The sequence below is a fragment of the Planococcus wigleyi genome (assembly GCF_014836985.1).
GTDB classification, from domain to species: domain Bacteria; phylum Bacillota; class Bacilli; order Bacillales_A; family Planococcaceae; genus Planococcus; species Planococcus notacanthi.
Window position 1 is genome coordinate 1 of sequence record NZ_JACSPU010000012.1, and the last position, 10,961, is coordinate 10,961.

The following is a 10,961-nucleotide window of genomic DNA, read 5'->3' on the forward strand; positions in this document are numbered from 1 at the left end:
GCTTGCTGTATACTATCTCTTTCTTGTAGTGAATTAAAAGAGTTAATATGGTTAGAACTCGTTTTTTGCCCTTCTACGCCTACAGCCTCAACAGGTTCAGCGTTTTGAAGAGGTGCAACTAGAGGTGCAAAAGGAGGTGCAACTGCATCCGATACAGGCAGTGAATCAAGGAAAAAGACCTCTTTTAAAATTTGGTGGAAGTTCGGGTGTTCTTTGTATACGAAAATGTATTTCCCTGCCTTGTCATCTGCTAGCCGGGCCACAACCAGTTGATCCGTTTCTTTTATCGAAGCGACAGCACTTTTTACGGTGCGGACCGAGCAATTGACCTTTTCCGCCAGTTTATCTGCACCGATTTTGCAAATGCCTCGGCCACTCAGTAAATAAATGATTTCATCCAACACTTGTTTTCGTTTATTTGGAAACAGTTGGCCAAAACTTTTTCCCATCTTGAAAACTTTCTCTTCAATCGTGGAAAGGATAGTTTCCTTGCGGATTTTATTGCAGTAACTGCCTTGAAAATAACGTTGTACGTCCTGGTTATACGCTGTTAAAAGTGTCATTGGGTTTGCTCCTTTTTTGGAACAGAAAAAGACACTGTTTCCCGATAAACATAAGGGGGGAAACAGCGTCTTTTTTACTCAAATCAACTAAAATTAGTTGAAGCGAATAATTTTACTTGAAACTAACTGCATTACCCCTTAAAATAAAGGGCATAACTAAAGTTAGTTACAAGAACTTCGACAAGTGTTTTCCCTACCAAGAATAGGGGGAACGGTTTAAATGGTGTTGGTCGCACCTTTAAACAGTTGAGGTTCTTTTTCCGTTCATATTCTAATTACTGACAATTCTACAGATAAAATTTCCGCAAAGCAACAGCAAATAAGAGGATTTTAAAAATGCGTTAAATCACGATACATAGAACGAACCGTATGAAAGAACCATTTTTAATACAAACAAGACAATCCAATCAATTCCAAAACACCCTTTCGGGGTGTTTTTCTATGAACAATTATTTAAAGAGACGACTCCAAAACCCTTTTTTTAATTCTTTGACTGGTTTGGCTGCATCTTCTTCATCCGTCTTTTTTTCTAAAAATAAAGGGGCTGGATTTTCTAGTGCCTCTTTAATAAAGCGATTTTGATTCTCTAATTTTTGAATAAGCAAAGCATTAAACTCTTCTTGTTTTGCTAATTTTTGATTCACTTCAGTTAAAACTTTTTTTAACTCCGCCACGTCTTCAGTAGTCGCTAATACAGGCGCAGACTGGCTTTCTTTGGTTTCACTATCCTTGTTATCATGAATAATCACAGGAAACTCACGTCTGATTATGTCAGCTAGACCTGCAGTTTCATAGCCAGCATCGTATAGTGCTTTGATTCTGACTAAGAGAGGAATTGCAGTTGCGTTATATTTCTTGGCGCGATTACCGCCTTTACTGGTGAAATAAGGATGAAACTTCGTTATATATCTCCTTAGAGTGGGCTCAGCAATTCCGGTTTTCTCTGCTAATTCACCAATGGTATACCATTCTTTCAATATTATCATCACCTTTCATCGTCACATCATCACGTCATCATCATGTGGAAAAAGCCTTCATATCGGTATTCTGGTTGTTTTTATCTTATCACGAGACTTCACACCTGACTTACTAAAGCTGTAGAGAGTAAAATCGTAAAAATGAGATTCATAGAAGAGAATGAGAAGAAAATAACTCCACTACTATCCTAAGACCCGAAATTAAATACACTAGAACGGCTCTCACAGTAATAAAAAAGAAAAAAGTATCCTTCATTTTCTTTTTACGAAGTAAACGAAGGTTATTAAAGCTATAAAACTAATTAAGGTATTTATGATAATATTATTAAGAGGAGGCAGAATAAATGACATTTAAATCTACCAATTTTCTTCATGTTTACGCACAATATATGCCCCATCATGAATCATTTATTGTAGGTAATAAGAAAGCTTTACTAGAATTAAGAAAAATGATTGATGAAGCCTTGAAAGAAGGAGAGTCTGTAAGAGATTTTACTGCATCAGATTTGGAAGACTACCAGACATTTGTCATTAATGTAGCAGACGATGACGTTGAACTATTTGAATCTCTAGAAATGCCTTACGTTGGACAATACGGAGAAGTTAATTCTAATATCTTTTTCGTAAATGAGATAAGTGAAGGAAGTAAACCTCGTCCTCCAATATCTTTATATAAAAAAAATAAGGAGCACTTATAATAATTTATTATAAGTGCTCCTTATTTTTAATATAAAGTTAAACTAGATTTTGGTTTATACTTCGAAGGTATTATAGATCTGAGAGAGTAATGTTGTTTCATAGCAGTTGGAGTTCCACCTATGTGAAAGTGCCAATACCAAGTAGATGTACCTGGTGTTAAATGTGCATGCAAGCTACCATTATCTAATCTAAATACAGGTTGCTTTGTAGGCTTATGTTGAATCATTAGTAATGTTGTAACTTTGCCCTGAGAGTTTTTCACATTCCATTTGACTGAATAATTTTTACCAATAGTTTTCAAATGTTTTTTTAAGTAGGTAGATGCAACTCTAGTACCCTGTTTAACAACAGTTTGTAGTGCGACTCTTGCAACATTTGCAAGAATGGGAACAAGTATAGGAGCAATTCTTGGCTGCATGTTTCCTTGTTGAGCTTCCAATAATTCAAACGCTTCTTCATGTTCATTTTCAAGGTTTAGAAATTCTATATCATTGAAGTATGTGTTATATACTTCTTCAAATTCTTCCTCACTCATTGCTTCGAACTCTTCTTCTGTGTAAGGAATTTCATCAAGATAATCATTTATTTGGTTCTCAATATTTACGATTTCTTGATTTAATACGATTTCTTGTTTTTCATCGTTCAAAAAATAAAGTTCTTTTTCGATTATATAATCATTAGTGGGTGAAACATCAGTTTCTGCATTTGCAGTGTTAGTAAAAGAAGGAGTTAACAATCCAAAAACTAAAAGGAAAGCACAGAGTAAAGAAATAATTTTTTTTGCTGGTACTGAGAATTTTTTATCCATAATAGAAACCTCCTGTATTTAATTGCATATATAAATATAACACTTAAAAAAGGTTTTTAAAGAAAATAATGGAAAAAACTTTTATTTGTATATTGAAGAATCTTTTCTTGTTTTTCAGTCTTTTGAATGTAACTTAAGTGCAGTTAAGTTACATTCAATTCTAATAAAATTGGTTCGTATTAATTTCAGCACATGATACTGAAAGTGGGGAGAAATTATAGATGCGCGAGAAAAAAGTTCGAGGGATTAAGCGGAAGACTGAGGATATGGTCAACCTAATTGAAAAATACACAATGGCGTTTCCAACGGAATTTTACAACGGTTACTGGCATTTACGCTTACCGGTTGGGCAAGGCTTTATCAGTTCCGATAAAACTCCTCGGAAGGTCAAACGGCTGTGCATTCAAATGCTATTGGATCGTGCAGAATATCTTAAAGAATTACAGCCACATGATGACGAGAAATATCGTGTAGTGGTCTTAATTGACTTGCCTGGTTTATGGAATTCACAAATCATCATCTTCAAAGGGGAAGATTATTTTAACGAATTCTTTAACAGGGATAGCGACTACTACAAGTGGATTCCTCTTTCGGCTAACAGAAACATTCAAACTGAATGGGGGTTAGCCATTCCGGACGATCTAGCCATAGCAGGTTTTAAAGAAGTTATTGATGATGAAGATGGGTATTTTGAAAGTGAAATTTGGTTTGTAGGGGAACTCGAATAAACTAAGGAGCATTTTTAATCAGAAAAAAATTCTAAATGAAAAGGATGTGAATGTAACTTAATGGGAATTAAGTTACATTCACTTTCCCGAAAGAATTACAGCGGAAAATGAATATAGGAGGTTGTTATGGAAAAACTCTATACAAAGAGAGATTTAGAAAACCTGGAAGATCGGTTTGAATTTTTATTTCCAGTTCCTTATGAATCGGATACGATACCAGACAGATTGAAGGAAATGCGAAAAGTTTCTTTTGACGCAATCACTAGCCAGTTAATCCAGAACGATTTTTCTTTGATTGTATGTATTCCCCACCTGCCAGTAGTTAAAGTATTAAAGCAAGCCGAAGTGCTTAGTACAAGCCATTCGTTTAGGTTCTTAAGAATACCGTCTCAAACTTACAATTCTGCCATCGAAGAATTTTTAATGGAAAACTCTACTGACTTAAAGTTTTTTTGGATAAAGGATATTCAGAAGTTGCAGTTCGAGTTGCCAAAAACCAGTTACGAAAGAATAAAACTAGTGAACATGAATCAAAATGAAATTTATAGTTTTTGGCTAGAAGATCGAGAATGTACAATTGCAACGTGGAATTAAATGCGTCTTGCCAATGCCTTATTTAAAATCTTTTCTTTTGACTTTACTTAATAAAATAGCCGAAAAACGAATGTAACTTAATGCTAATTAAGTTACATTCGCTTCTAAGATTTATTGGTCACCCCAGCACGTAAATAATCTAATGAAAAGCGAGGTAGAAATATGAGCAAGTATCACTTAAATCATGCTTTGATAGTTATCTTTTTTACAGCCATTTTAATTTATGATCTTTCAACAGGCGGATTTATTTTAACGGTAATCGCTGGTCTTTTAGGAATTACTTTGATCATCATAAATCACAAAAAGAACAGAAAATCTACACGAACCACTCCTAATAAAACGACTACCGGTAGTTAAATAGAAACAAAATTTATTGGACTACCGGTAGTCATTCAAAAGGCCAGATAAGAGAGCTCTCCTATCTGGCCTTCGTTGTTACTCTGCCTTATTTTCAAACTCTATTTTCTTCTGATTGCACTTTTTTACTAGGATGTTTAATTCTCCAAAGGAAAAACATAGTTAGTAAAACATAAAATACTGTAGCAATAAGAAAAAAGGGTTTATTTTGAGAATAGGAAAAGGAATGACTAGTGAATAAGATTAGAAAGTACACCGTCCACATTCCGACGATTTGAAGTAGCTGGTTCATGAGATTAGATTTAAACATGTCATCGTCCCTTTCGCTAGAAAAATTTTAATAATTTACTTGATATCATATATACCATTTTTCTCCAGTGAGGTTTCGTTTTTTCTCAAAATCAGATTTTAAAGTTTTTGAATGTAACTTATTAGCAATTAAGTTACATTCAAATCAAGTACTCAAGATAGGTGGTGAAGCACCGTGATAGATTGGCAATGGACAGAAGTGGATGCATTAGAAAGTCAGGAAAAGTGGAATAAAGCTAGATCGCTTTTAATAAAGAACTGGCAGGAAAACCCTCAGGACTTAAAAGTGAATATTCGCCTTGGTTTCTTTTGTTGGTATCTCTTAGTCGAAGATGTCCCTCTAGGGGTCAAAAATGTAGACTTGGATGAGTTAACGGCCATATTAGTTCAAGTTACGAATTTTGGGTTAGCTAATTTCGAGGATTGTGAAGATTTCCTCTGGATTTTCGGATGGATGATTTCTCTGTTTCCGTATTACTTTGGTGATTATGAAGACTGGGAAGAAAAAGGTAAATCGATGTTGAAACGTGCCCATGAACTAAACCCAGACGACCCCATATATCGGTATTCTTACATAGGTTCCCTTCACTCTAGTGAAGCCGAACTGAAGAACGAATTTCAACAATTGCAAGTTGTTCTGGAAGACAGGTTCCAAGGAAAGGGGTTATTGTCCGAGTACTTCAAAGATATCTGGCGTAGCTGATGAGGAGATTGAACCGACCAAAAGGTTCGCATTTAATGAAAAACCATCTGAAATCCAGACAGTTTTGTCTCATGTGAATGTAACTTAATCCTAATTAAGTTACATTCAAAAACTGGTAAACTATAGGGTTCGTTTTCATGCTCTATTTAAAATCTTTTAAATAAAAAGGAGAATGAGGCATGAAGTTAACTAGTTTGTTTTTTGCAGTGGTATTACTTTTATTTTTATTGACGGGTTGTGCGAACGATCCTTCTGAAGTGGTGAATGGAGCAGAAGAGCCTTCAAGTGATTTTCCTCCATCCATGACCGGAACGGTCATCGTTAACGGGGAAACGTATGAGATGGAAGAAGGAAATAGCATGTGGGAACGAAAAAAGGGGGATGGAAGTGAAGTTGTTCAAACAGATGCTTCGTCTCCATCCCAAATAGCCGAAAGTTTCAATGCCATTAAAGTAGAACCAAACACAGATGTCCTAATTGAAATTGAAAAAGATCCTGCACAGTCTGTCTATCTCTGGAATGAAGATGAGCGAGGTCAGAAAATCAAATTAGCAAACAATCATTTTGTGGTTCCATCCAGTGAAGGCCGCTATGTCTATGAAGTATTCGCCGAATGGCAAAATGGGGAGGTATCTTATACGTTTGTAGTAGAAGTGAACTAATTCATTTTCATCTATTATTTGTGTTCTTTTTGGCTATACAAGTCCTCAAATGGTTTGAATATAAAGATATTATGTAAATATTTGAATGTAACATAAGTCTAATTAAGTTACATTCAAATCCCTGATTCCATTGACTTTCTAGAAAAAAACGACGAAACTGAAATTACTAGAAAAAAAGATACATTCAAAACGTTGATTCTATTGGGCTCGTCTTTCGTTGGCGGGTTCTTTTTCTTTTGGTCGGAATCGCCTTAAATAGTTCGCTACATAGGTGTTTCCGGCAAAACTAAACCACGCTCAACAACCCATCGCCCTTATTAAAAACCCAAAAAGAGGGAAAAGGAATCGGAAACACCTGTTTAGGGGGACGAAAACATGAAAGAAATCCTAACTTATCGGGGAGTCTATGTGATTGTGGGCGCTATTTTTGCCTTTTTGATTACCCAATCCAGTTTGACCGATCGCACACAACGCTGGGTACTCGTTGCCTACATTGTGGGCGGAATTATTGTGACGGAATTATTGAGAAAAAAAGCCCGTAAGAAACAAGAAGAAGCATCCACTCAAAAGGAGAACGCCCATCCATGACCAAGCAGAATGAAATCAAAGATGTGCAGCCAATCCGGTCCTTGGATCAAATCGAGGACATGAAATGGAGTTTGAAGAACTGGTGCGGCGAACGGGACTATATCCTGTTTCTTCTCGGCATCAATTCAGGCCTGCGTGTCGGGGACCTGTTAAAGATCAAAACCAGTGAGATCCGGGGCAAGAGAGTCGTCTCGCTGCGTGAAGGCAAGACCGGCAAACGCCGGACGATCCACCTCGGCAACATCTACGACGAGTTGCATAGGTACATCAAGTCCTTAGAAGCGTCTGAGTGGCTGTTTCCGAGCCGTAAGGGCGACGGGCCGATTACACGAGTCCAGGCCTATCGCCAGCTCAACAAGGCGGCCCAGATGGTCGATATGCCGGATGGCATCGGCACGCACACGCTGCGTAAGACCTTTGGGTATTGGCATTACAAGCAATTTAAGGACATCGCCGAACTGCAGAATATCCTCAACCATGCCCATCCGCAGATCACCTTGCGCTACATCGGCATCACAGCGGAACAGATTGAAAGCAATTTGAAGGCATTTCGTCTCTAAAAAGAGATTCTGTATATTTTTCAAATGCTTGTTCTGAATTATACAGAGATACAGTATGTAGTTGAGAACGTCAACACGAAAAAATATGAGGATAGAAGGATAAACAAAAAGATCCGAAAAGAATTTCTTTTCGGATCTTTCCTCTGAAATTAAAATCAATTATTTACCGCCATTATCATTAGTGATGTAGGTTTGGCTATTTATTTTTTTAGTTCTTGCTGAATCTTTATAGAATGTAACTACATGCTTGATTTGTAGGGTAGCTCCGGCCATTCTAAAGTATTGTTTATCCGAATAGTAAACCCAGCTATTTTTGTTGGCGATTACATAGTTTATTAAAAGTGCGGCTCCTGAAAAATGTGGGATTTTCAAATATAATCCAATACCGGCTGAGGCTGCAGCTGCTGTAGTCCAGACCATTTTTTGTGAGTATTTTTTAGTACCGGCTGAAATCCACGTAGATCCATATACAGCAGCAGGAGAAACTACCGAGTTAGAAGAAAGTGCTAATCTGTCAACTGAAATTTTTGAAGTTGGGGTATTATACGGAATTGGCACATCTCCTTCTTCATAAACAGTTTCAACGATTGTTCCGTCAGAAAGAGTTTCTTTTGTATTCAAAGGAGAAGATTCGTATGTTTGCGGAGATGTAGCACCAGCAAATGGAGCTGCAACCCCTGTCATTAAAGCAAATGTTACTGTAGAAATTAAAATTTTCCTTTTCATTTCCATCCTCTTTTCTCTATTTTCTGATTACTTTTTTTATGATATCATTAAATAAAATATATTAATATATTTTTTTAAATAATTTTTCCATTTTTGGAAATAAGGAGTTGCTCATTAAATGATTAGCACAACACGAATACTCCAAGTTATTGGACTCATAGGTTTCGTTTTAGCCTTTTTGCAAATCGGAATCGGCTGGTTTATAGGTTTCTTTTTTTCAGGTATATTTTTCTTAACTTTGAAAAATGAAAATGGAAAAAGAAAGAATTTAAATATAATACTTGGCGTTATTATCGTAATTTACTCTTTCTATGCACTCTATACTCAGTCTAATATTTTTTAAAAAGATTTAATAATTCATATTGAATCGGCCGGCTGCTAAACGTGAAAACGTTTGGCCATCGGCTTGCTTTTGGGTTTCCGGGACGAGCGATCAGCTGCATGCCGGAAACCTTCTTTTTGTCTTTTGGGGGAGGGTCAAGGGAAAGCATTTCCCTTGTGGGTTTGGGCAACGCCCAAGGTCTTCGGGGGATTGGGGGACTCCCCAACAAGCTGTAAATGGGTACCATTTACGAAGCTTGCCAACCCTCTATTATGCTGATATACTCGGAGCACACCAACGAGTAGGAAGCATAATTTCAATCGAAGATTGAAAAGGAGGGGCGGTCTTTTGGGAGAGAACAGGAAAGAGAATCGACAGATTAAATTTCGGGTGAACGACCTCGAATTCCAGCAGCTTGAGCAGATGGCTCAAGCTGCTGGAATGAGTGTGCCGACCTTCTGTAAGAAGCAGGCGCAAGGGGCGAGAATGACGCCTCCCAAGATTGATCGGGAGGGGGCGTTTGAGATGGCTCGGCAATTGCGTGCGATTGGAAACAACGTCAATCAGTTGTCCAAGCGAGCCAATGAGGGGGCGGCAGTTCCGAAAGAGGAAGTGCAGCGCTTAGAGAAGGAGTTGCACGCCTTATGGCAACAATTCAACTCGGCAATACAAAAGTAGCGACAAAGCTAATTTCATATGCCGAAAAGCGCGCGAAAGAACGAGGCGGAGTGGATTGTCCGGCAGAATATGCCAAGGCACAATTTAAAGCCACCAGAGAGCTCTGGGGCAAGACGGAAGGCATTCAGGCCCATCACGTCATTCAATCGTTTAAACCAGGCGAAGTGACGGCTAAACTAGCAAACGAAATCGGCCAAGACTTAGCCCGGAATATTGCCAAGGGGCATGAAGCGGTGGTTTATACGCATACCGACAAAGACCACATTCACAATCACATTGTGATTAATGCCGTCAGTTTCGAAAATGGCAGCAAGTATCAATCGGCTAAAAAAGACCTGTACAAAATTCGGGAACAAAGTGACCAACTTTGTTTGGCAAACGGCTTGTCGATCGTCAAAGAACCAACGGCCCAAATTCGCTACACTCTTGCTGAAAAAGCGTTGCTAGAAAAAGGGAAAGACAGCTGGAAAGACGAGATTCGCGAAAGCATCGACAGCATCAAAGGCCAGGCGACCAGCCTGCCCGATCTGGCAGAGAAATTAAAGACGCAGTTTGGCATTGAAACCAAAATCACCAATAAAAACATCAGCTTTAAGCACCCGGATTTTGAACGGTTTGTCCGGGGAACAAAACTAGGCTTGGCTTATGAAAAGGAGACGTTGACGCATGAGTTTGAAAGACAAATTGAACGAGGTCAAGAGCGAGGAAGCGCCAATCTATCAGACGCAGCCTCTGCCGAATTCGAACGAACTGGAAAAACTGATGAAAGAAACGAACGAACTCAACACGCTGATGAAAAGTTACATTCGGGTCCACATGGACAAGGACGGAACCAGTCAAATGACGCTGGACAACGAACTGGCCAAAATCACGAAAGTCAGCCAGGACGTCCAGGAACAGATGATTTCGATTTTGAAAGCGCTCGAGAACACGCAGCGCAATTACGGGAATCAGCTTCTGCAGCACTTGGAAACTGGCACGAGCGAGATGGCAGTGAACAACGAAACGACCGTCCAGAAAATGAGCGCGATCGAGGGCATGTTGAGCAACGGCATGAGCCAGATGAACCGCAGAATGAACGAAAACATGAACGATCTCGAGAAAAGGAGCGCGGCCATGGTCCAGAACGTTAGAAAAGGGGCATTACTCAATTACTGGTCAGATGTCGCCAAATACGGCTTAGGGACGGCTGTATTCATCGTTCCCGTGTATCTGGTGATTAAGTTCCTTTTCTCCCTTATGGGAGTAGAAATGCCTTAAAGAATGGATTTAAATCCCAACCAATGAATGATAAACTGGTGGAGATTTTAAAACTGAAGGTAAGGTTGTGTAAAAATGAAAAGTACCGGTGTTATACGAAAAATAGATCCGTTAGGCCGTCTTGTGTTTCCCATCGAATTAAGACGAACCATGAATTTAAATGAAGGCGATCCCATGGAAATCTTCGTGGACGGCGACTTTGTGCTATTGAAGAAATACCAGGCGCATCGCGCTTGTGCTGTAACCGGTCAGGTACTGGCAGAAAACAAAGAGTTTGCTCCGGGACTGATTTTAAGTCCGGAAGGCGCTCAGATTTTGTTCGATCAACTGCAAAAAGAAAACAGCTGATAAGTGAAACATAAGCCATTCAGCCACATTCCCCTTTTTTAAGGCCTTTCCCGGTCTTGAAAAGGGGATTTTTTCACGC

16 protein-coding genes and 1 pseudogene are annotated in these 10,961 nt (G+C 38.6%); 13 read left to right on the plus strand and 4 right to left on the minus strand.

Annotated features, from left to right (window positions below; translation table 11 throughout):
* Both H9630_RS18525 and H9630_RS18530 read right to left on the minus strand, forming a co-directional pair.
* Positions 1-563 (minus strand): annotated as a pseudogene (locus H9630_RS18525) (cytosolic protein); the annotation flags it as partial.
* Between the two features lie 449 nt (positions 564-1,012).
* A complete protein-coding gene (locus H9630_RS18530; RefSeq protein ID WP_191716953.1) occupies positions 1,013-1,540 on the minus strand; it encodes a MerR family transcriptional regulator in 528 nt (175 codons plus the stop codon).
* 344 nt (positions 1,541-1,884) lie between these two features.
* On the opposite strand from H9630_RS18530, the gene H9630_RS18535 reads away from it, so the two are divergent.
* Positions 1,885-2,238, plus strand: a complete 354-nt coding sequence (locus H9630_RS18535; protein ID WP_191716954.1) for a hypothetical protein — start codon at positions 1,885-1,887, stop codon at positions 2,236-2,238.
* A gap of 26 nt (positions 2,239-2,264) precedes the next feature.
* On the opposite strand, the gene H9630_RS18540 is transcribed toward H9630_RS18535, so the two are convergent.
* Positions 2,265-3,047: a hypothetical protein gene (locus H9630_RS18540; protein WP_191716955.1), complete on the minus strand. Its 783-nt coding sequence runs from the start codon at positions 3,045-3,047 to the stop codon at positions 2,265-2,267.
* 221 nt (positions 3,048-3,268) lie between these two features.
* Between H9630_RS18540 and H9630_RS18545 the strand changes: the two genes are divergently transcribed.
* The 7 genes from H9630_RS18545 (at position 3,269) to H9630_RS18575 (ending at position 7,548) form a co-directional block, all read left to right on the plus strand.
* Positions 3,269-3,775 carry a DUF3916 domain-containing protein gene (locus tag H9630_RS18545; protein ID WP_191716956.1) on the plus strand — a complete coding sequence of 169 codons (507 nt, stop codon included), beginning with the start codon at positions 3,269-3,271 and terminating at the stop codon, positions 3,773-3,775.
* Between the two features lie 126 nt (positions 3,776-3,901).
* The gene (locus H9630_RS18550; RefSeq protein ID WP_191716957.1) at positions 3,902-4,369 is read left to right on the plus strand and encodes a hypothetical protein; all 468 of its coding nucleotides are present in this window, start codon (positions 3,902-3,904) and stop codon (positions 4,367-4,369) included.
* A 162-nt stretch (positions 4,370-4,531) separates the two neighbouring features.
* On the plus strand, positions 4,532-4,726 hold the full coding sequence (locus H9630_RS18555) for a hypothetical protein (RefSeq protein WP_191716958.1): 195 nt from the start codon (positions 4,532-4,534) through the stop codon (positions 4,724-4,726).
* A gap of 484 nt (positions 4,727-5,210) precedes the next feature.
* Positions 5,211-5,738, plus strand: coding sequence for a hypothetical protein (locus H9630_RS18560; protein WP_036811059.1), 528 nt, complete (start codon positions 5,211-5,213; stop codon positions 5,736-5,738).
* A gap of 179 nt (positions 5,739-5,917) precedes the next feature.
* Positions 5,918-6,400 (plus strand): hypothetical protein, encoded by a 483-nt coding sequence (locus H9630_RS18565; RefSeq protein ID WP_191716959.1) that lies wholly within the window; start codon positions 5,918-5,920, stop codon positions 6,398-6,400.
* A gap of 375 nt (positions 6,401-6,775) precedes the next feature.
* Positions 6,776-6,988 (plus strand): hypothetical protein, encoded by a 213-nt coding sequence (locus tag H9630_RS18570; RefSeq protein WP_191716960.1) that lies wholly within the window; start codon positions 6,776-6,778, stop codon positions 6,986-6,988.
* Positions 6,985-7,548, plus strand: coding sequence for a site-specific integrase (locus H9630_RS18575; protein WP_191716961.1), 564 nt, complete (start codon positions 6,985-6,987; stop codon positions 7,546-7,548). The genes H9630_RS18570 and H9630_RS18575 overlap by 4 nt, the downstream gene beginning before the upstream one ends.
* Positions 7,549-7,707: 159 nt before the next feature.
* Here the strand turns inward: H9630_RS18575 and H9630_RS18580 are convergent, their stop codons facing one another.
* A complete protein-coding gene (locus H9630_RS18580) occupies positions 7,708-8,274 on the minus strand; it encodes a hypothetical protein (RefSeq protein WP_191716962.1) in 567 nt (188 codons plus the stop codon).
* Between the two features lie 118 nt (positions 8,275-8,392).
* Between H9630_RS18580 and H9630_RS18585 the strand changes: the two genes are divergently transcribed.
* The 5 genes from H9630_RS18585 to H9630_RS18605 all read left to right on the plus strand — a co-directional run bounded on the left by H9630_RS18585 (position 8,393) and on the right by H9630_RS18605 (position 10,882).
* Positions 8,393-8,617 carry a hypothetical protein gene (locus H9630_RS18585; protein WP_191716963.1) on the plus strand — a complete coding sequence of 75 codons (225 nt, stop codon included), beginning with the start codon at positions 8,393-8,395 and terminating at the stop codon, positions 8,615-8,617.
* A 327-nt stretch (positions 8,618-8,944) separates the two neighbouring features.
* The gene (locus tag H9630_RS18590; RefSeq protein WP_225218656.1) at positions 8,945-9,274 is read left to right on the plus strand and encodes a plasmid mobilization protein; all 330 of its coding nucleotides are present in this window, start codon (positions 8,945-8,947) and stop codon (positions 9,272-9,274) included.
* Positions 9,241-10,407 carry a relaxase/mobilization nuclease domain-containing protein gene (locus tag H9630_RS18595; RefSeq protein ID WP_191716964.1) on the plus strand — a complete coding sequence of 389 codons (1,167 nt, stop codon included), beginning with the start codon at positions 9,241-9,243 and terminating at the stop codon, positions 10,405-10,407. Before H9630_RS18590 ends, H9630_RS18595 begins: the two co-directional genes overlap by 34 nt.
* A complete protein-coding gene (locus tag H9630_RS18600) occupies positions 10,391-10,534 on the plus strand; it encodes a hypothetical protein (protein WP_191716965.1) in 144 nt (47 codons plus the stop codon). The genes H9630_RS18595 and H9630_RS18600 overlap by 17 nt, the downstream gene beginning before the upstream one ends.
* 75 nt (positions 10,535-10,609) lie before the next feature.
* Positions 10,610-10,882: an AbrB/MazE/SpoVT family DNA-binding domain-containing protein gene (locus tag H9630_RS18605; protein WP_191716966.1), complete on the plus strand. Its 273-nt coding sequence runs from the start codon at positions 10,610-10,612 to the stop codon at positions 10,880-10,882.
* The last annotated feature ends 79 nt before the right edge of the window (positions 10,883-10,961 follow it).